Raw genomic sequence first — 21,046 nt, 5'->3', positions numbered from 1 at the left:
GGGCGCGCTCCGGTCGTCCGGGCCGGTCACGGCCCTAGCGTGAGGGCATGCGCGTACTGGTCACCGGCGGTGCCGGTTTCATCGGGTCCCGGATCGTCGAGGCACTCGCGGCCCACGGCCACGAACCCCTCCTGTACGACGTCCGGGCCGACCCGGCGTCCGACGTACGGGATCCCGGTGCCGTCCGCCACGCCCTGACCGGAGTGGACGCGGTGTGCCACCAGGCCGCGATGGTCGGCCTGGGCGTGGACTTCGCGGACGCCCCGGACTACGTCTCCCACAACGACCTCGGTACGGCGGTCCTGCTCGCCGCGATGGCAGAACTCGGGGTCCGGCGCCTGGTGCTCGCGGGGTCGATGGTGGTGTACGGCGAGGGCCGGTACACCTGCGCCCGGCACGGGACGGTACGGCCGGGCCCGCGCGCCGTCGCCGACCTGGACGCGGGGCGCTTCGAGCCGCCGTGCCCGCGGTGCGGCGCGGACCTCGCCCCCGGTCTGGTCGGCGAGGACGCCCCGGTCGACCCTCGGAACGTGTACGCGACGACCAAGCTCGCCCAGGAGCACCTGGCGGCGTCCTGGGCGCGGGCCACGGGCGGTTCTGCGGTGGCGCTGCGCTACCACAACGTGTACGGGCCGGGCATGCCCCGCGACACCCCCTATGCCGGGGTCGCCTCCTTCTTCCGCTCCGCGCTCGCCCGCGGCGAGGCCCCGCGCGTCTTCGAGGACGGCGGTCAGCGCCGGGACTTCGTGCACGTACGGGACGTGGCGGCGGCCAACGTGGCGGCGCTGGAGGCGAGTTCGAGGGGCGGCGCGCTCACCTCGTACAACACCGGGAGCGGTGAGCCGCACACGGTGGGCGAGATGGCGCGCGCGCTGGCCGAGGCGTACGGCGGTCCCGAGCCGGTGGTCACCGGGGAGTACCGCCTCGGGGACGTACGGCACATCACGGCGGACTCGGCGCGGCTGCGGGCGGAGCTGGGGTGGAAGGCGGAGGTCGGATTCGCCGAGGGGATGCGGGAGTTCGCGGGCGCCGGGATGCGGGACGGGTAGCCCGCGGTGGACCGGTGGTGCCGCCCGTGAAAGAAAGCGGCCGCGGGCGGCATCACCTCTTTTTCGCGGGCGGCCTGTTCAGGAGGCCGCCGTCGGCAGTATCACCTCGAAGCGGCAGCCGCCCGGTACGTTGCGTACGGTGGCCCGGCCCTCGTGGGCCTCCACGATGCCCCGGACGATCGCGAGGCCGAGTCCCGCCCCGGCAGGGGGAGTTCGCGCGTGCGTGCCGCGCCAGCCGGTGTCGAAGACACGGGGCAGGTCCTCCTCGGGGATGCCTCCGCAGCCGTCCGTGACGGACACGACGACACCCTCGGCACGATGCTCGGCGGCCACCGCGACCGTGCCGTCGGCGGGGGTGCGGCGGATGGCGTTGACGAGGAGGTTGCCCAGCACGCGGCTCATCTCCTTGCCGTCCACCTCCACCGGTACGGCCGCCACGCGGTCGCCGACCAGCCGTACGCCGTGCTCGCGGGCCAGTGGGTCGGCGCCCGCGAGCGCGTCCGAGACGAGGTCGTACAGGGAGATCCGGCTCGGGCTCAGCGCCAGCGCCCCGGCGTGGATGCGGGAGAGCTCGAAGAGGTCACCGACCATGTCGTTGAGGCGTTCGACCTCGGTGCGGATCTGCCTCAGGTAGCGGTCGGGGTCGGCGGCGACGCCGTCCTCCAGGGCCTCGGACATCGCACGCAGGCCGGCGAGCGGGGTGCGCAGGTCGTGGGAGATCCAGGCGACGAGTTCACGCCGGGAGGACTCCAGGGCGCGCTCGCGCTCCCTGGACTCGGCGAGTTTGGCGCTGGTGGCCTCCAACTCCCGGCTGAGGTCGTTGAGTTCGGCGGTCGTGGGGCCGCCGGGCGAGGTGAAGTCGCCGCCGTCGCCGAAGGAGCGGGCGGCGAGTGCGAGGGCCCGGCTGCGGGCGCTGACCCAGCGGCCGAGCAGCAGGGCGGTGGCCAGGGAGACCACGGCGGCCATCAGGACGACGGTCGTGACGACCCGCAGGTCGTGCCCGGACAGGAACATGGCCTGGGCGACCGCGAGGGTGCCGGCCAGCATCGCGGTGACGCCGACGGCGGCGACCACGGTGAGGTGCAGGGAGAGCGAGCGCCGTCGGATCAGCAGCAGCACCCATGCGCCGAGAAGTCCGGCGGCGACGGCCCCGAGGAAGGCGTAGAGGGCGATGAGGAGGGTGTCGCGCACGGGTCACACCTCCGTCGGTGAGCCGTCGAAGCGGTAGCCGACGCCCCACACGGTCTGGATGAGGCGGGGCCTGGCCGGGTCGTCCTCGACCTTGCCCCTGAGCCGGCGCACATGGACGGTGACGGTCGACAGGTCGCCAAAGTCCCAGCCCCACACCTCGCGCATCAGGTCCTCGCGGCTGAAGACCCGCCCTGGATGGCGCAGGAAGAAGGCGAGGAGGTCGAACTCCCGGATGGTGAGGGCGAGTTCGGTGCCGTCCTTGAGGGCGCGGCGGGCCGCCGGGTCCAGCGAGAGACCTGCGGCGCCCAGGTGGCCGTCCTGCTGGGCGGGCCGGGAGCGGCGCAGCACGGACTCGACGCGCAGGACCAGTTCGCGCGGGCTGAAGGGCTTGGTGACGTAGTCGTCGGCGCCGACCTCCAGGCCCAGGATGCGGTCGTCCTCGTCGCCGCGGGCGGTGAGCATGATGACCGGGACGGGCCCACGCCCCCGCATCCGGCGGCACACCTCCAGGCCGTCCATGCCGGGCAGCATCAGGTCGAGGACGACGAGGTCCGGGCGGTGCGCGGCGGCGCGGGCGAGCGCGTCGGGGCCGTCGGCGGCCCGGTCCACGAGGTATCCGGCCCGGTCCAGGTAGCCGGAGACCACCTCGGCGACGGTGGGGTCGTCGTCGACGACGAGGACCCGGGGCCGGGTCTGTGCGTACTGCTGCTGCTCCATGCCGCCAGCCTCGCACCGCGCGCCCGAATGTGCCGCCGACGGTCGCCGACGTCCTTGTTTCGTAAGGAGCCGGAGTCCGGTTTGCCCGGTTCGCGTTCGTAGGGTGAAAGCCGTGACGACCCCTTCAGTGAACGAACCGGCGGCGTCCGTGGACGTCGTGCTGCCCTGTCTGGACGAGGCCGGGGCCCTGCCGTGGGTGCTGGAACGCATCCCGCCCGGCTGGCGCGCGCTCGTCGTCGACAACGGCTCCACGGACGGCTCCGCCCGCATCGCCCACGCCCTTGGCGCGACCGTGGTCCGCGAGGAGCGGCGCGGTTTCGGCGCCGCCTGCCACGCGGGGCTGACCGCGGCCACGGCCGACATCGTGTGCTTCTGCGACTGCGACGCCTCGCTGGACCCCTCGGACCTGGTGCCCTTCGTGGCCGAGGTGCTGGCCGGCGAGGCGGACCTCGTGCTCGGCCGGCGCCGCCCGCAGGCCCGGGGCGCCTGGCCCCCGCACGCCCGGGCGGGCAACCTCGCGCTCGCCCGGCTGCTGCGCCGCCGCACCGGTCTGCGGCTGCGCGACCTGGGGCCGCTGCGCGCCGCCCGGCGCGAGCCGCTGCTCGCCCTCGGGCTGACGGACCGGCGCAGCGGCTATCCCCTGCAGATGGTGGTGCGGGCGGCCGACGCGGGCTGGCGGATCGCCGAGCACGACGTGCCGTACCACCCGCGCACCGGCGCATCGAAGGTGACGGGCACCTGGCGGGGCACCTGGCAGGCGGTGCGGGACATGAGCAACGTCCTGAACGAGGCGGAGGTGCGCGCGTGACCACGCTGCTCGTCATCGCCAAGGAGCCGAGGCCGGGGCGGGTGAAGACCCGGCTCACCCCGCCTTTCACTCCCGAGGAGGCGGCCGCGCTGGCCGAGGCGTCCCTCGCGGACACCCTCGACGTCGTGGCCCGCACCCCGGCCCGGCGCCGCGTCCTGGTCCTGGAGGGCGCGCCGGGCCCCTGGCTGCCGCCCGGTTTCGAGGTCGTACGGCAGTGCGCGGGCGGCCTCGACGAACGGCTGGCCGCGGCCTTCGCGGGCTGCGACGGCCCGGCCCTGCTCATCGGCATGGACACGCCCCAGGTGACTCCGGAGCTGCTCACGGTGGACTTCGCCGACTGCGACGCGTACTTCGGGCCCGCCGAGGACGGCGGCTTCTGGGCGCTGGGTCTGGCGGCACCGGACCCGTCCCGGCTGCGCGGGGTCCCCATGTCGACGCCCCACACCGGTGCGGCCCAGCGCGCCCGGCTGACCGGACTGCGGGTACGGGAACTGCCGCCGCTGCGGGACGTGGACACGGCGTCCGACGCGGAACTGGTCGCGCGGGCGGCACCGGACGGACGGTTCGCGGCGCGACTGGCACGGCTGGCGGGGGTGGTGCGGTGAGGGGGCCGCGGGCCGGCGTCGCGACACGGCCCACGACGGACACGGCACCCGGGCGGCGGGACGGCGAGACGGGGGCCGGGCCCGAGGCGGGCGAACCTCCCGCACGCGGCGGTGCCGACAGCCGGCGGCCGGGGACGGACGGGATCGGGCACCAGCGGCGGGACACCGGCCCGACGCCCCGAGAACCCGGCTCGACCACCGGAAACAGTGACGCGGTCCTCGGGCCGCAGGCGACGGACGGCACCCGCGACGACGGCACCTGGTCCGCCGACCCCTATGCCCGGGCTCTCCGCGCCGGCCGGGGGCCGCTCTTCCTGCGTCGCTCCGACGGATGGCTGCTCCCGCTCGAACTGGAGCGCTGGTGCGCCGCCGCGGACGCGGCGGACCTGGAGGTGTTGCGGCGCTGCGAGGGTGCGGTACTGGACGTCGGCTGCGGTCCGGGGCGGCTCGTCGCCGCGCTCGGGGCCCGTGGCCGGCGGGTGCTCGGCATCGACGTGAGCGAGGCGGCGGTCGCGCGGACCGTCGCGCTCGGCGGGCAGGCTCTGCGCCGGTCCGTCTTCGAGTCCCTGCCCGGGGAGGGCCGTTGGGGCACCGCGCTGCTGATCGACGGCAACGTCGGCATCGGCGGCGACCCACCGGCCCTGCTCGACCGGACGGCCCAACTCCTGACGCCAGGAGGCCTGTTGATCGCCGAGACAGTCACCGGTCCGGACCTCGACGAGCGCGTCCAGGTGCATGTCACCGACGCCCGGGGCGCCGTCGGCAGCCCGTTCCCGTGGGCCCGGCTCGGCACCCCCGCCCTGCTGCGGCACGCGGACCGCACCGGCTGGGCGCCCGTGGATCAGTGGACGGCGGGCGGCCGTTCCTTCGTCGCCCTGCGCCGCCGTACGACGAGGACGACCGCCGAGCCGCCGAAGAGCGCGGCCGTCACCAGCAGCCAGCGGGCCAGGAACCCGTCCGGGGACAGGCCGGTCGCCGAGGCGTAGCGGTCCGCGACCTGTCCTCTGATCAGCGGGAACCACACGAGCAGGAGCAGCAGGGAGAGGGCGGCGGGGACCCGGACGTACAGGACGTGCCGCCCCGCCGTCCTCACCAGTGCCCGGTCCGCCGCCGCGTACAGCGGCAGCAGCACCAGGTCGTGCAGGACGGCCGCCCCCACGAACCACAGCGCGACCCCGAAGAGGTCCCCTGCCAGCAGCCGCACCCCCGCATATCCGGCGAGGGCGAACGAGCAGACGAGCAGCAGGAGTTGGAGAGGACTGCCGAGAGGGATCCGCATCACAGGTCTCCGAACGTCAGCCGCGCCACCCACTTGGTGTTGAGCACACCGGGCGCCGCGGGCACGATGATCCGGGCCGGGTGGCCGTGGTCGGGGGTCAGGTCCTCGCCGTTCACGGACAGGGCCAGCAGGGACCGCGGGTCGGCGACCTGGTTGGCGCGCAGGGCGGCCCGCCGGAAGGCGCCGTGCCGTTGCAGCGACTCCACGAAGAGGTCCGGCGGATCGTCCTCGTACCCGACGAGCGCCGCGAGGTCCCGCAGCCGCACCCCGCGCCACCACTGGTCGGAGGTCGACCAGCCCTCCACACAGGCGATGGGCAACGCCGAGCTGTGCAACGGGAGTTGGAGGAGCTGGGCGCGAGCGAGGCGCACGGTACGGCCGTCGCGCCCGGTGACGACCAGCCGCCACGCCTCCTCACCCGTCTCCGCCGGGTCGATCCCCGCGTACGCGGCGGTCTTGTTGATCTGGAAGCCGGCAGGGCCGGATGCCGGCTCGGCGCCGCCGTGCGGGGCGAGGAGGGCGGTCCGGCGCAGGACGCCGTCGAAGCTCCGCCCGGCCGTGGTGACGAACAGCAGCAGCGAGGCACCGCCGACGAACCAGAGCGCCCCGCGCCGCGACACGGTCGGCTCGGCGAGAGGGTTCGGTGACACCAACTCGGATTTCTCCTCGCGGAGTTGACGCAGGTTGCGGAGCGCGAGCGGCGTCTTCAGCACGGCGTGGGCGACGAACGCGGTGAAGAACACCCACGCCCCGTAGAAGTGCAGCGGGTAGAAGGAGCCCGGGAAGACGTAGTCCAGCTGGACGTTGAGCACCCCGGTCACGAACTCGAACAGGGCCCCGCCGACCAGCAGCAGCAGCGAGAGCCGCTCCAGGGCGTGCGCGAGCGAGCGCGCGGGCGGCAGCGTGAACAGCTTCGGGACCACCGACCACAGCTTGGCCAGCAGGACGGGGATCAGGGTGATGCCGAGGGTGACGTGGACACCCTGGGTCAGCCTGTACAGCCAGTGCGGGTCGGTCGGCCAGGAGAAGAGGTAGAAGCCGAGGATCCCCTTGTCGGGGGTCTTGTCGTTCACCGGCGACAGGTCCGGGTTGTAGGCGGCGTACGACAGCAGCCCCGTCACGAACAGCAGCGTGATGCCGCCGAGGAGCACGACACCGAGGACCGAGGTGAGCCAGGGGCCGCGCAGCGGGCTGCGCCAGAAGGAGGGGGCGAAGGGAGACCGTGCCATGCCCCGACGGTAGGTCCGCGGGACCCCGGAAACGGGTCCGCGAACCATGACGAAAGTCTGACGTCGTCGCATGTCAGCCGTCCGGAGGTGAGTGTGCGGCCTAGCGTCGTCCGCGTGAACCGGGACCTCCTTCGTGACCTGTACGCGGCCGTGTGCGCCGCGATCCTCGTGCTGGCCGCCGTACTGGTCGGCCGGGCGATCCAGCACCGGAACGGCTCCTTGCGCGTCGACTGGCCGCCTCTGCTGGCGAGTTGGAGCCCGCATGTCGGTCCCGGCACCCCGGCCGCGGTGGTCGTCGCGGCCGTCCTGGTGGCGTACGGCCCCTCGCTCGCCGCCCGTCTGTCCTGGCGCCCGCTGCTGCTCGCCGTCTGGGGCGCGGGGCTGGCCTGGACGTGGTCCCTGGCCCTCGTGGACGGCTGGCAGCGGGGCGTCGCCGGGCAGTTGACCACCAGGAACGAGTACCTTCCGGCCGTCGGTCGCTTCCACGACATCCCGGCCGCCCTGCGGGACTTCACCCGGCACATCCTGATCGAGGCGCCGGACAACTGGGGCGCCCATGTCGCCGGGCATCCGCCGGGAGCGACCCTCACCTTCGTCCTGCTCGACCGGATCGGGCTCGGCGGCGGGGGCTGGGCGGGGACCTGGTGCGTCACCGTCGGCACGACCGCGGCGGTCGCGGTCCTGGTCACCGTACGGACCCTCGCCGACGAGTCGCTCGCCCGCCGCGCCGCGCCCTTCCTGGTCCTGGCCCCGGCCGCGGTCTGGGTGGGCACGTCGGCCGACGGGTACTTCGCGGCGGTGGCCGCGTGGGCGGTGGCCCTGCTCGCCCTGGCGGTGCGCGGGATACGGCCGGTGCTGTACGGCTTCGGTTCGGGGCTGCTGTTCGGGCTGACCGTGTATCTGTCGTACGGCCTGACGCTCATGGTCGTCGTGGCGGGGGCGGTGCTGCTGCTGGGTTCCTCGCGCCGGCCCCTGGTGTTCGCCCTGGCCGGTTTCGTGGTCGTGCCGGTGCTGTTCACCGTGTCGGGGTTCGCTTGGTGGGAGGGGTACCGGCTCCTGGTGACGCGGTACCACCAGGGAGCGGGCGGGGTGCGGCCGTACGGGTACTGGGTGTGGGCGAACCTCGCGTGCACGGTGCTGATCGTGGGGCCTGCGACGGTGGCGGGGGTGCGGCGGGCTGTCGTTCGGCTGCTGCACGGTGGGGGCTGGTCGCGCAGTTCCCCGCGCCCCTGGAGCCAGTGGCCGGACCGTGGCGATCTCCGGCTCTGTCTGCTGGTGATCAGCGCTCTCCTCGCCCTTCTCCTCGCCGACCTGTCCGGGATGAGCAAGGCGGAGACCGAGCGGATCTGGCTGCCGTTCGCTGTGTGGCTGCTGCCCACGTGCGCCTTTCTGACGCGCCCGCGTGCATGGCTCGTGGGCCAGGCCGTCCTGGCGCTGCTCCTCAACCACCTGTTGCTCACCGGGTGGTGACGGCCCTGTTCGGGCCGGCCGTGCACGGCCGGCCCGAACAGGTGGGGGGTGGGGTCAGCAGGTGGCGACGCCGTCCAGCCAGGCCGGGCCCTTGATGTAGATGTTGGTCAGCCACGAGCCGTCGGTCAGCTTCGACCAGGCGTCGTTGGTGTAGCCGTCGGCCGTGACCTCCTGGGCGTGCTTCTGGCAGACCACGTTGACCGTGGTCGGCTGGGCGAAGTAGTCGACCACGCCGGCGTTGACGTTCGGCTCGCTGTGGGTGCGCACCCCGGTGCCCCAGGTCTGGAACGCCTTGCTGCCGCCGGACGGCGGCGGGGTGCTGCTGCCGCCGCAGTCCGGGATGCCGGGCAGCCAGGCCGGGCCCTTGATGTAGATGTTGGTGACCCATGAGCCGTCGTCGAGCTTGGCCCAGGCGTCGTTGGTGTACCCCTCGGCGGTCACGGTCTCCGCGTGCTGCTGGCACTGGACGGACACCTGGGTCGGTCCGGCGAAGGTGTCGACGACGGCGGAACCCACGCTCGGCGACCGGTGGGTACGCACGCCGGTGCCCCAGGTCTCGAAGACCGTGCCGCCGTTCGCGGGCGGCGGGACGGGGGTGCCGGAGCCGTTGACGCGGATCGCGCCCGCGTAGTCGCCGCCGGTGCGCACGGCTGTGACCCTGATGTGGGTGCCGGACTCGTAGGCCTCGACCATCTGTCCGCCGCCCAGGTAGATGGCGACATGGTGGATGTGGCCGTTGCCCCAGAACATCAGGTCGCCCGGCAGCAGCGGGGCGGTGCCCTGCCCGGCGGAGAACCGGGCGGCGGCCTGCGAGCTGTTGAACTGGTCGTTGGCCGTGCCGTTGAGCAGGTCCTTGCCGGTCGCCCGGTAGTAGGCGTACCGCACCAGGCCCGAGCAGTCGAAGCCTTTGCGCTCGCCGTCGTGGAGGCTGTCCGGGTCGGAGCCGTCGTAGAAGCCGTAGCTGGCGCCGGGTGTGGCCGCGTGGCCGCCGCCCCAGCTGTACCAGACGCCGACCTGCGAACAGGCCGCGTCGACGGCGGCCTGCGCGGTGGCCGAGGCGCCGGGTGCGAGGACACCGCAGGTGGCGTCCGCGGCCGCCGGGGCGGCGTGGGCCGGGGCGGAGAAGAACGCGGTGAGCGCCAGCGCCGAGGCGCCCAGGATCGCGCCGCTGGTCCGACGGCGCGTGCTGATGGTCTGCAAGGGACTCTTCCTTCGTCGAGGTGGCGTCGGCGGGAGGCCGGCGACGCCGGTGGGAGACGCGGTGGGAAACCCGGGTGGCACACCCCACCCCCGTGGAGGTGTGCCACCCGGGCCAGGGTCTGTCCGGCGGATCAGGCCGGCTGCAAGAAACGGTGCTGCTCGGTGCAGGTGAGCGGGGCTGGGTGCGTCTGGCTGCAAGGCGGAGGAGGGAGTCGACGCGGAGCGTCGGCGAGTGACGACAACGCGGCAGACGGGCGTGCCCAGCCCCGCGACGCCGGCATGATCCGCCGGACAGGCCCTAGTGGTGGAGGGCGGCGCGCATCTTGGCGAGGCCGCGCAGGCGGTTGCGCTGGACCGTGCCGCGGTGGGCGCCGAGTCGCTCCCCGGCCGTGTCGTGGGTGAGTCCCTCCAGGTCCACGAGGATCACCGCGGCGGCCTCCTTCTCGGAGAGCATGCCGAGCAGCGCGAGCGCCGTCGCCGAGGCCTCGTAGGAGGCGAGTCCGCCGTCCCAGCCGGCTTCCGGCAGCTGGTCCGTGGTGCGCTCGCGACGGGAGGGGTGCTGCCAGGAGTCGCGCAGCAGGTTGAGGGCGACGGCGCAGGTGTAGGCGTACGGGTGCTGCTGCCGTGTCAGGCTCTGGGAGCGGGCCCGCCGGGAGAGCCGCAGATAGGTCTCCTGGAGCAGGTCGTCGGCGTCGTGCGGATTGCCCGTCAGGGCCAGCAGCCGCTTTCGCAGGCGTGGCATGTCGGCCGTGAAGGACGCGTCGAAGTCCCCCGGGCTCATCCGGTTGTCGGTCTCGCGCGGTGGTGGTGGACAGGTGGCATGGCTGTGGTGCATCTGTTTCCCCCTTGTGGTGCATCCCTGTGGTGATCCCTGAGTGATCCCCGGTGTTCCCTGCGGTGGTCAGGCCGGAGGGCGGGGCGGGGCGGCGGGGCCGTAGCGGGCGGCCGGTACGCGGCGCAGCAGGGCCCAGTACCGGTCGCCGTACGACCAGTGCCACCACTCGGTCGGGTAGTTGACGAACCCGGTCGCGGTGAGCACATGGCCCAGCAGGGCCCGGTGCTCACGTGCCTCGGCTCCGATGCCGGGGGCGTCGGTGCGGCAGGCGCCCGCACTCTCCTCCGGGGTGGCGTTGACCTCCGTGCCGAGCGGCAGTTCACGGCCCGCGTGGTCGCACAGGGTCAGGTCGACCGCGCCGCCGCTGACGTGCGGGGCGACCTCCGGCGGCGAGATGTACGCGCTCGCCAGCTCGCGGATCCGCTCGGGAAGCGCGTCCGGGTGCGCCTGCCGCATGGTCGCCGCGTACTGCTCGAAGTACCGGCGCTGGAGGTCGGGCGGCCGGTACCCCTCCACCACCAGCAACCGGATCCCCGGGGGCAGCAGCCGCTGCGCCCGCACGAGCCGCTGCAGCGCGCCGGCCCTCAGATGGGCGTAGCTCCCCGCGTCGTCGGCCTGCCGGGAGTCGACGAGCAACTGCCCGTCCTCCCGCAGGTCGACGAGCGGTTCGCCGCACTCGTCGTGCGTCACCGCGGCAACCCTGGGGTCCGCGAGCGTGATGATGTCTGTCACGGGAAGAGCGTCTCGGGGTCCTCTGCAAATGCTCTGCAGATCGCCTGCAAGCGCCGGCCCAGGGGTTCTGCAGGGCCTCGCGGCACCCACGTCTCCCGTCTACGCCGGTCCTGCGCCTCCCGGTCCTCCCCCGGCTACCGGTCCCGGTCCTGCTGGTCCTCCCGCGCCTCCCCCGACTCCCGGTCGCGCGCCTCCCGGTCCTCCCGCGCCTCCCGGTCCTGCCGTGCTTCCCCCGACTCCCGGTCGCGCGCCTCCCGCGCCCCCGACTCCCGGAAGACGCGCATCGCCTCGGCACGGGCCCCCGCGGCCGCGCCCGGCTCCCCGGTGGTCTCCCACACCCGCGCCAGGTCCCACAGCGTCCGCGCCCGCCACAGCGGAAGCCGCAACGCCTCCCAGAGCGACAGGGCCCGCTCCAGCGGGTCGCGTGCGCTTCCGGCGTCACCGGCGGCCAGATGCCACTCGCCGAGTGTCCGCAGCACCAGTGCCTCGCCGAACCGGTCCTGGCGCTCCCGGGCCAGTTCCAGACACCGCCCGAGCCGTTCGCGCGACACGTCCAGGAGGCCCCGCCGCAGCTCCACCTTGGCCAGGGACTGCTCCGTGTACATCATGCCGAAGGTGTCGTGGAGGTCGGCGAAGACCCGCAGCACGTCCCGCAGCAGCCGCTCGGCGTCCGCGTACTCCCCCTCCGCCCGGTGGCACAGGGCCACCGCGCGCAGCACCAGCGCCTCGCCGTGCCGGTCGTCCTCCGCCCGGTACAGCTCCAGGGCCTGCGCGAAGGCCTCGCGGGCGGCTGGGTCGTCGCCCTGTTCCCGGTACACGTAGCCGAGGCCGTAGAGCGCCCGGGCCCGTGCACCGCGGTCGTCGAGCCGCCCGTAATGCTCCAGTGCCGCGCCGAGCAGCTCCGCCGCCTCGGCGTAGCAGGCCTGTTCGCGCCGGGCCGTGGCCATGCCGAGGAGGGCCTGGGCCTTTCCCTGCGGTACGTCGTCATGGGCCTCGAACAGCCGCAGGGCGTCCCGGAAGTAGGCGTAGGACTCCTCGAACTCGTCCTGTTCGTAGCGCAGTTGCCCGAGTCCGGTGAGCAGCCACGCCTCGCCCTCGCCGTCTCCGCTGCGCCGCACCGCCGCCATGGCCGCGGTGTGGGAGCGGGACCAGGCGTCGAACTGGTTGTACAGCGCGACCGAGCTCGCGATCAGCGCGCCGGCGAGGTCCCGGGCGGCGCGGTCCATGCCGTGGTCGGCGCAGTACTCCACCGCCGCCAGCAGATTGGCCTGTTCGGCGGCGAACCAGGCGTTGGGCCGCCTGAGCAGCTCCTCCTCCGCCTGCGGATCGAGCGGGTCCAGGGGCCGTACGGCGGCCGGTTCGGGGAAGTACCGTGCCGTGCCGCCGGGGCCCCGCGCCGCGGCCTTCGCGGCCAGCCCCAGCCAGCACCCCACCAACCGCCCCACGGAGGCCGCCCGTTCCTCGGCGCTCTCCTCCGACAGGCAGCGCTCGCGGGCGTGTTCCCGGGCCAGGTCGTGGATGCGGTACCGGCCACGGCCCGTGCCGTCCACGCCGATCACATCGATGAAGTGGCAGTCCACCAGCCGCTCGACGGCCTCCTCGGCCTCTTCCGTGCCGATGTCCAGCAGGGGCGCGGCGATCCAGGCCGCGAAGTCGGGCAGGTCGAGCAGGGCCAGCCGGCGCAGGGCCCGCCGCTCCTGCGGATCTAGGTCGGCGTAGCCGAGTTCCAGGCTGGTGCGCAACTCCAGGTCGCCTGCGCGTAGTTCGTTGAGCCGCAGCCGCTCGTCCCGCAGGCGGGCGGCGAGCCGGCCGGGCACCCAGTGGGGCCGGGCCGCGAGCCGGGCTCCGGCGATGCGCACCGCGAGCGGCAGCCGGCCGCACAGGGAGACGATCTCGGCGGTCTGTTCCGGCTCCGCGCGGACCCGGTCCGCTCCGGCGACCCGTCTGAGGAGTTCCAGTGCCTCCTCCTCGTCCGGGACGGTCAGATCGAGGTGGGCCGCACCCTCCAGGGCCACGAGACGGCGCCGGCTCGTGACGAGCACCGCGGAGCCGGGACCGGGCGGCAGCAGCGGCCGCACATGTGCCTCGCCGGCGGCGTTGTCGAGGATCAGCAGAATGCGGCGGTGCCCCGTGTACGTGCGGTACAGACCTGTCAGTTCCTCGACGGAGCTCGGCAGCGTCGCCGGTTCGGCGCCCATGGCCCGCAGCAGCCGGGCGAGGGCGTCGGCGGGTTGCAGCGGGGCGGTGTCGGCGGCCCGCAGGTCCACGAACAGGCGGCCGTCGGGGAAGAGTTCGGCGGTGCGGTGGCCGACGTGGACGGCGAGCGCGGTCTTGCCCGTTCCGGAGCGGCCGGAGATCACCCCGATCGGCGGGGCGGTGCGGCCGGGGTCGTCGACCCGGCCCAGCAGCGAGACGGCCCAGTCGACCTGGTCCGACCGGCCGACGAAGTCGGCTATGTCCGGGGGGAGGTGGGAGGGGGCGGGGCTCGGGACCGGCGCGCCCGGCCCGGTGCCCGCCGCCGCGGCAGGGCCCGTGGTCCGCTGCCGGTCCCTCGCAGCGGCGGCTTGCCCGGCAGGGGGGCGCGGGCCGGGGTCCGGCGGTGCGGGGTCGCGGGGGCGGGGGCGGGAGCCGGTGCCCAGCAGCACGGGGTCGTCGGTGAGGACGGCCTTGTGCAGGGCCCGCAGTTCCGGGCCGGCGTCGATGCCCAGTTCCTCGCGCAGGACCTCCCGGCCCTCCTGGTAGGTGCGCAGGGCGTCGGAGACCCGTCCGGTGCGGAACAGGGCGGTCATCAGCTGGCCGCGCGGCCGTTCCCTGAGGGGGTGGGCGGCGACGTGTGCGAGCAGGGGCGCGATCGTGCGGTCCGCGCGGCCGAGCTCCAGCTGGAGCCCGAAGGACTCCTCCTGGGCGACCAGCCGCAGTTCGGTCAGCCGGGCCGCCTCGATCCGGGCGAACGACTGGTTGAGCCCTTCGAGGGCGTCCTGCCCCCGCCACAGCCCCAGCGCCTCGGACAGCAGCTCGGCGGCCTCTTCCGCGCGTCCCCGGGCGGCCTCGGCCCGGCCGGAGCCGAGCAGTTCCTCGAAGCGGCGGGCGTCGACCTGGGAGGCGTCGAGATCGGCGACGTATCCCGGCGGGCGGGTGCGGATCACCTCCGCCTCGCCGACGCGGGCCAGGGCGCGGCGTACCGCGGAGACGTGGGTGGCGACGAGGGCGCTGGCGGTGGCGGGCGCCTGCTCGTCCCAGACACAGTCCACGAGCCGTTCCGTGGAGAGCACCTCGCCCAGGTGGACGACGAGTGCGGACAGGACCGCCAGGGGTCTGACCCCGCCGAGCGGGGCCCGCCGGTTCCCCTCCCACACCTCCACCGGACCGAGAAGACGTACCTGGAGCATCGTTCCCCGATCGCCGTACCGCCCGCCCCACGGATGCGTGTTCGACGATATCGACGGGCGGTGTCCGCGGACGACGGGACCGGTGCGGACCTGGCCGGATCCGGCCAGGCGGCAGCCCTGGGACGACCGCTCGCAAGGGCCTGGCACCCGGCGTGGAGGAGCCTGCCTCCCGGCTTCTCCCAGAACGGCGGTTGACTGGATTTCGACGGTGCGCAGAGATGCCCCTCACCTGAGGGACGGCCGGCCGGGGGCGCCCGTATGAGGGTTCCGCGGAATTTTTCGCACGGGCGGGAAACGTCTGTGCGTCACGGGTCTTACGGACTCGGGGCGGACCTGCTTCCCACCGGCGCCCCACCCCGTCCTCGCCCACCCGCCCGCGCTCCTTCGACTGCCGGACATTTGAACGTCACACCGAGCGGGAACGTTTCCCTCGTCCCCTCTGCATCGCCTTGCCTCCGTCATGCCCCGTGTCCCGCACGGGGCATGACGCGAAAGGACGACGTGCGCCGTGTCCCTGCTTCCGCTCGAAGGTCCCCCGGGGCCGCTCCCCGCCCCCGCCCCGGCCCCGCTCCCGGCCTGCGCCTCGAATCCCGTTCCCGCCGGTTCCCGCCGCTCGCTGACCCGTCTCACCCGCCGCCTGCTCACCGCGCTCCCCCTCGTGTTCATCGGCATATGGGCGGTGCTGGACTGGCGTGCCCTGTACGACGGCGCCGCGCGGCTGACCTCGGCCGACCCCGGCTGGCTGCTCGTCGGGCTCTTGTACACCTGCCTGGGCTGGATCTCCGCCTCCGTCGTACGGCAGGGCGCGCTGCCCGAGCGGCTGCCGCCGGGGCTCCTGGTGGCCTCGCAGTTCGCCGCCGGTGCCGCCAACCACGTGCTGCCAGCGAGCCTCGGCGCCCACGCCGTCACCCTGCGCTTCCTCCAGGGGCAGGGCATCCCGCTGGCCCGCGCCACCGCCTCGCTCGCCCTGTACGCGCTGGTCAGGCCGATCGCCAAGACGCTCGTCCTGATCGGCTTCCTCATCGCGCTGCCCGGTCTGCTGCGGCTCGGTGATCTCGTCCCGGACCGCCGCATGCTGTTCCTGCCCCTGGTGGCCGCGGGGCTCGGACTCGGCGCCACGCTCCTGCTGCTGACCCTCGTCCGCCCGCTGCGCCGCCCGGCGGTCACGTTCGTGCGCACCGCCCTGACCGACGCCCGCCGTCTGCACACGATGCCCAGCCGGATCCTCGCCCTGTGGGGCGGCGCGGCCGCCGCGCCACTGCTCCAGGCGAGCGTGATCCACGCGGTCGGCGCCTCGCTCGGGGTGACGCTGTCCTGGGCGCAGGTCGCGTTCGCGTACCTCGCCGCGAGCAGCGCGGTCGGGTCGGTGCCCGCGCCCGGCGGCATCGGCCCGGTCGACGCGGCCATGGTCTTCACCCTCGCCGTCTACGGCGTCCCGGTGAGCCTCGGCACGGCGACCCTCATCGGCTACCGCGTCCTGACGGTGTGGCTGCCCCTGTTGCCCGGGGTGCTGTGCATGTCGGCCCTCGTGCACCGGAAATTTCTGTGAACACCCGGCGACCTCCGCCCCATTGAATGATGCATTCAACACTTCTAGCATCCTCAGGTGGATTCATTCATCAATCTCAGATGTATGGCCGCCGCCCTGCTGCTGGCGCTCGGCCTCGCGGCCCCCGCGGCCCCCGCCTCGGCCGCGCCCCGGCAGTCCGTGCCGGAGGTATGGCCGACGCCTCAGAAGATCACCGTCGGACCCGGTCGGCTCCCCGTCCCCGACCGGGTCGTCGAGGTCGTCGGACCCGGCACCGATCCGTCCGCCCGAAGGGTCGTCGAGGCGGCTCTCCGGGCGGCCGGAGCCGGCCACGTCACGAAGGTCGACGCCGGTGACCGGCCGCCCCTCTCGGGCCTGACCGTCTACCTCGGCGGCCCCGGTGAGAACAGCGCCACCGCCCGGGCCCTCACCCGCCTGGGCGCCGCCTCCCCGTCCGGCCTCGCCTCCGGCGGCTACGTCCTGGCCGCCGGCCGCAGCCACGGCCGGGCCCTGCTGGCCCTCTCCGCCGTCGACACCACCGGCACCTTCTACGCCGCCCAGACCCTGCGCCAACTCCTCGACGGCAGGCGTGAGTTGCCCGTGGTGAAAGTCCGCGACTGGCCCACCGCCGCCCTCCGCGGAGTCATCGAGGGCTTCTACGGCACGCCCTGGACGCACGCTGAGCGGCTCGCCCAGCTCGACTTCTACGGCCGTACGAAGCAGAACGTCTACGTCTACTCCCCCAAGGACGACGACTACCTGCGCGCACGCTGGCGTGACGAGTACCCGGCGGCGGCGCTGGCTCAGCTGAAGGAACTGGTCGACCGGGCGGACGCCGACCACGTCCGCTTCACCTACGCCCTCTCCCCCGGCCTGTCCGTCTGCTACTCCTCCGACGCCGACGTCAAGGCGCTCACCGCCAAGTTCGACTCGCTGTACGCCATCGGCGTCCGCTCCTTCGCGATCCCGCTGGACGACATCAGCTACGCGAAGTGGAACTGCCCCGAGGACGAGCGGGAGTTCGGCACGGGCGGCGCTGCGGCCGGGGCCGCGCAGGCCCATCTGCTGAACACCGTCTGGAAGCGGTTCTCCGCCGCACACACCGGACTTCAGCCCCTGGAGATGGTCCCCACCGAGTACTCCGACCTCGCCGACTCCCCGTACAAGAAGGCCCTCAGGGAGCAGCTGGACCCGTCCGTGGTCGTGGAGTGGACCGGCGTCGGCGTCATCGCGCCCACCCTCACCACCGACCAGCTGAAACAGGCACGCGAGGTCTACGGCCACCCGATCCTGGTCTGGGACAACTACCCGGTCAACGACTACGTCACCAGCCGCCTCCTCCTCGGCCCCTACACGGGCCGCGAACCGGGCGTGGCGAGCGCGGCCACGGGCGTGACCGCCAACCCGATGGTCCAGGGCGAGGCGAGCCGGATCGCCCTGTTCACCTCGGCCGCCTATCTGTGGAACCCGAACGCCTACGACCCGCGCAGGGCGTTCCTCGCCTCGGTCCGGGACCTCGCCGGACCCGGGTCGGCCAAGTGGCTGCGGATCTTCGCCGAGAACAACTACTCGTCCCAGCTGGACTCCACCGAGTCCCCGACCCTCACGAAGCTGATCGCCGCCTTCCGCGCGGCCTACGAGCAGGACCGCGGGCTCGATCAGGCCGCGGGGGCGCTCTCGGACTACTTCGCCGACATGGCGGCCACGCCCACCGAGCTGCGCGCGAACCTCGACAACCCCGGGTTCCTGGACGAGACCTCCGCCTGGCTCGACAAGCTGGGACGCTACGGCAGCGCGGGCGAGACGGCCGTAAGACTGCTGCTGGCCCACAAGGCCGGTGACGCGGAGGCGGTCTCGACGTACTGGAACCAGCTCAAGCAGGACCGCAAGGAGTTGGACGCCGTCCCTCAGCAGGTCTCGCCCGGCGTCATGGACCAGTTCCTCTACACGACGACGCTGGAGAACGCCCCCGACCCCGGCGTGGACGCCTCCTTCTCACCCAGGGCGATCTCGCTGAAGCCCGGAGCCTCCGCCACGGTCACCCTGAAGCTGTCCGACACGCAGACCGGAACGGTCCGTTGGAAGCTCGACGTGCCCGAGGGCGTCACCGCCACCCCCTCCGAGGGCACGGCGACCACCCCGGCCTCGGTCACCGTCACCGTCACCGTCACCGTCACGGGCGGGACCGAGGGCGTGCACTCGATCGTGGCCGAAGGAACCGGCGTTCTCGACCGCGCCCTCCCCGTCCAGGTCACCGACGGCACCGGCATGCCCCGGGCTCTGACCGCGAACTTCAGTGGTGCGTCGGTGAGTTCGATCGACCTGAGCTCCGGCACGACGACGAACATCGCCGTCGGCGCCAACCCCGGTGAGGTCGTGGTGAGCGCGGACGGCCGTACGGCGTACACGGCCGGCCAGGGCTCGAACTCGGTCAGTGTGATCGACGTGGCGAGCGGCAAGGTCACGGCGACCGTCGCCGTCGGCAAGGTCCCCGCCGGTCTCGCGCTCACCCCGGACTGCGGAACCCTCTGGGTCGCCAACTACACGGACGGCACAGTGCAGTCGATCGACACGGGCACCCTGAAGCCGGGCACACCGATCCCGGTCGGCGCCGGCCCCGAGAACCTGGCCATCACCCCTGACGGCAGAACCCTGTACGTGGCGAACATCCACGACAACACGGTCAGCCCCGTCGACCTCACCACAGGCAAGGCCGGTACGGCGATCCGGGTCGGCCCGAGCCCGTTCAACGTCGTGGCCGCACCTGACGGAAAGACGGTGTACGTCTCCAACTCGGGCGGCTCGACGGTGACTCCGATCGACACGGCGACCAACGAGCCCGACGCGACCCTCCTGGTCACTGGCCAGGCGTACGGCCTCGGTCTCTCACCGGACGGCCGCACCCTGTGGGTGAGCCCCAGCAACGGCGACACCATCACCCCGGTGGACACGGTGACGGGCGCCCCGGGCACCCCGGTGAAGGTCGGCAGGTCCGCCTTCGACGTGACCCTCGACTGGAACGGCAGCACGGCCTACGTCACCACGGCGGACGGCAACGCTCTCATCCCCGTGGACACGGCAACGAACGCCACCGAGTCACCACTGACGACGGGCGCGTATCCCCTGGCGGTCGCCCTGACACCAGTACCTGTGGAGTGACGGCAGAGCACCACACATAGGGGCGCGGGGAACTGCGCGACCAGCCCCCACCGGCCCGCAGCTCCCCGCGATACCCCAGAAACCCCTACGTGGCGGTACGCCGAACCCGCCCCGCGTACCGCTTCTCCAACTCCAAGTTGCCCTCAAAACCACCAGGCACGTTGGCCGACACATAGACCGGCGGCCGCTCCCCCGCAGCAAGCAACAACCCGGAAGCCTCGGCCACCACCATCTGCACCAGCATCACCCCGGTCAGCGTGGACAGCGCCCCCACCGCCCCACCCCCCGGCAACGACACCAACGCGTCCCCGACCGGCGCCGCGTTGTCCAGCACCACATCCGCCAGGTCCACGAGCTTCTTCCCGCTCTCGTGCCCCGCGGGCACCGCCCCCGTGTGCGTGAGGGAGGTGATCGCGAGGATCTTGTGTCCCCGCGACTTCGCGTGCAGGGCCATCTCCACGATGACGTTGTTGACACCGGAGTTGGAGATGATCACGAAGAGGTCCTGGGCCTGGGGGGCGGCGAGGTCGTACAGACGGACCGCCACCCCCGGCTCGCGCTCCAGCAGCGGGTCGTCGAGCACGCTCGGCGCGTCACCGCCGTAGAGGACCAGGTCGGACATCTGGAGCCGGTTCGTGGGCACGAGCCCGCCCGCGCGGCCCGCGACCTCCAGGACCATGGCCTGGGAGTGGCCGGTACCGAAGGCCTGGATCACACCGTCGGCGCGGATGCAGTCGGCGATCAGTTCGGCGGCGCGGCGCACGTCCTCGCGGGCGGACTCGGTGACGTGACGGAGGACGTCCAGGCTCTCTTCGGCGAAGCGCTGGGCGCTGACTGACTCGACGGACACACGACACTCCCCACTGATGGATTGAACCACCATTCAACCACCCATCGGTGAATCAATAAACCGCATCGCGGTCCTGGTATTCAATCAGCGGCACTAAGGGTGGCTGATACCTTCTTTCCATGCCTCCGACCGACGTCACCACACTGATCCGCACCGAGCTGCCCCGGCTGGCCGGTTCCCTGCGGAAGGTCGGCGAGCTGATCCTGGAGGATCCGGCCGCCGTCACCCACTGCTCCGCCGCCGAGCTGGGCCGCCGCACCGGAACCTCGCAGGCCACGGTGACCCGGTTCTGCCGGGCCATCGGGCTCGACTCCTACCAGCATCTGCTGATCGAGCTGGCCCAGGAGCGCGGTCGCGGCGAGGTCTCCGACTGGGGCTCGGCCGAGATCGGTCCCGACATCTCCCCGGACGACAGTCTGGAGCGGGTGGTCCAGGTGGTCGGCAGCGCGGATCTGCGCGCGATCCAGCAGACCATCGAGCGCATCGACCTCGACGCCCTGGAGCGCGCGGCCCAGGCGCTGGCCAAGGCCCGCCGTATCGACGTGTACGGCGTCGGCGGCAGCGGCGCGGTCGCGCAGGAGACCGAGACCCGACTGTTCCGTATCGGCTGCCAGGTGCGGGGCTGGACCGAGGTGCACGGCGCGGCCACCTCCGCGGCCCTGCTCACCCCGGCCGACGTGGCCATCGGCATCTCCCACTCGGGCGCCACCCGCGAGACGCTCGAACCCTTCGAGATGGCCAAGGAGCGGGGCGCGACCACCATCGCCATCACCACCGACGCGCGCTCCCCGCTGGCCAAGGCCGCCGACATCCGGCTGATCTCCGCCACCTCGGAGACCAGTTTCCGCACCGGCAGCATCGGCGGCCGGCACTCCGTCCTGATGATCGTCGACTGCCTGTACGTCCGGGTCGGCCAGGTCGCCTACCAGCGGGCCAGCTCCTCCCTCGCCCTCACCGACCACATCACCCCGCAGCATGCGGTGAAGTCGCGCCGCACGCGGTGAC

The 21,046-nt window shown here is 73.2% G+C and carries 16 protein-coding genes; 8 read left to right on the top strand and 8 right to left on the bottom strand.

Annotation, left to right across the window (positions count from 1 at the left end):
• Positions 1 to 47 precede the first annotated feature (47 nt).
• Positions 48 to 1,049: an NAD-dependent epimerase/dehydratase family protein gene (locus tag ABZT06_RS05055; RefSeq protein ID WP_355734949.1), complete on the top strand. Its 1,002-nt coding sequence runs from the start codon at positions 48 to 50 to the stop codon at positions 1,047 to 1,049.
• A gap of 78 nt (positions 1,050 to 1,127) precedes the next feature.
• On the opposite strand, the gene ABZT06_RS05050 is transcribed toward ABZT06_RS05055, so the two are convergent.
• Together ABZT06_RS05050 and ABZT06_RS05045 are read right to left on the bottom strand one after the other, a co-directional pair.
• Positions 1,128 to 2,240, bottom strand: coding sequence for a HAMP domain-containing sensor histidine kinase (locus ABZT06_RS05050; RefSeq protein WP_355734946.1), 1,113 nt, complete (start codon positions 2,238 to 2,240; stop codon positions 1,128 to 1,130).
• A 3-nt stretch (positions 2,241 to 2,243) separates the two neighbouring features.
• Entirely contained in the window at positions 2,244 to 2,957 is a 714-nt protein-coding gene (locus ABZT06_RS05045; protein WP_355734943.1) for a response regulator transcription factor, read from the bottom strand.
• A 103-nt stretch (positions 2,958 to 3,060) separates the two neighbouring features.
• Between ABZT06_RS05045 and ABZT06_RS05040 the strand changes: the two genes are divergently transcribed.
• The 3 genes from ABZT06_RS05040 to ABZT06_RS05030 are packed head-to-tail and all read left to right on the top strand — an operon-like array spanning position 3,061 to position 5,356.
• Positions 3,061 to 3,765, top strand: coding sequence for a glycosyltransferase family 2 protein (locus ABZT06_RS05040; RefSeq protein WP_355734940.1), 705 nt, complete (start codon positions 3,061 to 3,063; stop codon positions 3,763 to 3,765).
• Positions 3,762 to 4,370, top strand: coding sequence for a DUF2064 domain-containing protein (locus ABZT06_RS05035; RefSeq protein ID WP_355734937.1), 609 nt, complete (start codon positions 3,762 to 3,764; stop codon positions 4,368 to 4,370). Before ABZT06_RS05040 ends, ABZT06_RS05035 begins: the two co-directional genes overlap by 4 nt.
• Positions 4,367 to 5,356 carry a methyltransferase domain-containing protein gene (locus ABZT06_RS05030; RefSeq protein ID WP_355734934.1) on the top strand — a complete coding sequence of 330 codons (990 nt, stop codon included), beginning with the start codon at positions 4,367 to 4,369 and terminating at the stop codon, positions 5,354 to 5,356. The genes ABZT06_RS05035 and ABZT06_RS05030 overlap by 4 nt, the downstream gene beginning before the upstream one ends.
• Before the next feature lie 292 nt (positions 5,357 to 5,648).
• Here ABZT06_RS05030 and ABZT06_RS05025 read toward each other — a convergent pair whose 3' ends face one another.
• The gene (locus ABZT06_RS05025; RefSeq protein WP_355734931.1) at positions 5,649 to 6,878 is read right to left on the bottom strand and encodes a molybdopterin-dependent oxidoreductase; all 1,230 of its coding nucleotides are present in this window, start codon (positions 6,876 to 6,878) and stop codon (positions 5,649 to 5,651) included.
• Positions 6,879 to 6,992: 114 nt separating this feature from the next.
• Here ABZT06_RS05025 and ABZT06_RS05020 point away from each other — a divergent pair, with 114 nt between their 5' ends.
• Positions 6,993 to 8,348, top strand: a complete 1,356-nt coding sequence (locus ABZT06_RS05020) for a hypothetical protein (RefSeq protein WP_355734928.1) — start codon at positions 6,993 to 6,995, stop codon at positions 8,346 to 8,348.
• 54 nt (positions 8,349 to 8,402) lie between these two features.
• Here the strand turns inward: ABZT06_RS05020 and ABZT06_RS05015 are convergent, their stop codons facing one another.
• From ABZT06_RS05015 to ABZT06_RS05000, 4 genes are all read right to left on the bottom strand, one after another.
• Complete coding sequence (locus ABZT06_RS05015) at positions 8,403 to 9,548, bottom strand: C40 family peptidase (RefSeq protein ID WP_355734925.1); 1,146 nt, start codon at positions 9,546 to 9,548, stop codon at positions 8,403 to 8,405.
• A gap of 298 nt (positions 9,549 to 9,846) precedes the next feature.
• Positions 9,847 to 10,383 (bottom strand): RNA polymerase sigma factor, encoded by a 537-nt coding sequence (locus ABZT06_RS05010; RefSeq protein WP_355734922.1) that lies wholly within the window; start codon positions 10,381 to 10,383, stop codon positions 9,847 to 9,849.
• Between the two features lie 66 nt (positions 10,384 to 10,449).
• On the bottom strand, positions 10,450 to 11,115 hold the full coding sequence (locus ABZT06_RS05005) for a M15 family metallopeptidase (protein ID WP_355734920.1): 666 nt from the start codon (positions 11,113 to 11,115) through the stop codon (positions 10,450 to 10,452).
• Positions 11,116 to 11,249: 134 nt separating this feature from the next.
• A complete protein-coding gene (locus ABZT06_RS05000) occupies positions 11,250 to 14,504 on the bottom strand; it encodes a BTAD domain-containing putative transcriptional regulator (protein WP_355734917.1) in 3,255 nt (1,084 codons plus the stop codon).
• A 508-nt stretch (positions 14,505 to 15,012) separates the two neighbouring features.
• Here ABZT06_RS05000 and ABZT06_RS04995 point away from each other — a divergent pair.
• Both ABZT06_RS04995 and ABZT06_RS04990 read left to right on the top strand, forming a co-directional pair.
• On the top strand, positions 15,013 to 16,053 hold the full coding sequence (locus ABZT06_RS04995; protein ID WP_355734914.1) for a lysylphosphatidylglycerol synthase transmembrane domain-containing protein: 1,041 nt from the start codon (positions 15,013 to 15,015) through the stop codon (positions 16,051 to 16,053).
• An 84-nt stretch (positions 16,054 to 16,137) separates the two neighbouring features.
• Complete coding sequence (locus ABZT06_RS04990; protein WP_355734911.1) at positions 16,138 to 19,191, top strand: beta-N-acetylglucosaminidase domain-containing protein; 3,054 nt, start codon at positions 16,138 to 16,140, stop codon at positions 19,189 to 19,191.
• 85 nt (positions 19,192 to 19,276) lie between these two features.
• On the opposite strand, the gene ABZT06_RS04985 is transcribed toward ABZT06_RS04990, so the two are convergent.
• Positions 19,277 to 20,041 carry an SIS domain-containing protein gene (locus tag ABZT06_RS04985; RefSeq protein ID WP_355734908.1) on the bottom strand — a complete coding sequence of 255 codons (765 nt, stop codon included), beginning with the start codon at positions 20,039 to 20,041 and terminating at the stop codon, positions 19,277 to 19,279.
• Positions 20,042 to 20,160: 119 nt separating this feature from the next.
• Here ABZT06_RS04985 and ABZT06_RS04980 point away from each other — a divergent pair, with 119 nt between their 5' ends.
• The gene (locus ABZT06_RS04980; RefSeq protein ID WP_355734905.1) at positions 20,161 to 21,045 is read left to right on the top strand and encodes a MurR/RpiR family transcriptional regulator; all 885 of its coding nucleotides are present in this window, start codon (positions 20,161 to 20,163) and stop codon (positions 21,043 to 21,045) included.
• The last annotated feature ends 1 nt before the right edge of the window (position 21,046 follow it).

The sequence above is a fragment of the Streptomyces sp. NPDC005483 genome, assembly GCF_040606035.1.
In the GTDB taxonomy this organism is placed as follows: domain Bacteria; phylum Actinomycetota; class Actinomycetes; order Streptomycetales; family Streptomycetaceae; genus Streptomyces.
Note: the sequence above shows the minus strand (reverse complement) of the source record. Positions and strands in the feature narration are given on the sequence as shown.

What these genes read in the sequence shown, in the direction of transcription:
- ABZT06_RS05055 (WP_355734949.1), top strand. Translation starts at nt 48, where the DNA reads ATGCGCGTACTGGTCACCGGCGGTGCCGGTTTCATCGGGTCCCGGATC.
- ABZT06_RS05045 (WP_355734943.1), bottom strand. Translation starts at nt 2,957, where the DNA reads ATGGAGCAGCAGCAGTACGCACAGACCCGGCCCCGGGTCCTCGTCGTC.
- ABZT06_RS05025 (WP_355734931.1), bottom strand. Translation starts at nt 6,878, where the DNA reads ATGGCACGGTCTCCCTTCGCCCCCTCCTTCTGGCGCAGCCCGCTGCGC.
- ABZT06_RS05010 (WP_355734922.1), bottom strand. Translation starts at nt 10,383, where the DNA reads ATGCACCACAGCCATGCCACCTGTCCACCACCACCGCGCGAGACCGAC.
- ABZT06_RS05000 (WP_355734917.1), bottom strand. Translation starts at nt 14,504, where the DNA reads ATGCTCCAGGTACGTCTTCTCGGTCCGGTGGAGGTGTGGGAGGGGAAC.
- ABZT06_RS04990 (WP_355734911.1), top strand. Translation starts at nt 16,138, where the DNA reads ATGGCCGCCGCCCTGCTGCTGGCGCTCGGCCTCGCGGCCCCCGCGGCC.
- ABZT06_RS04980 (WP_355734905.1), top strand. Translation starts at nt 20,161, where the DNA reads ATGCCTCCGACCGACGTCACCACACTGATCCGCACCGAGCTGCCCCGG.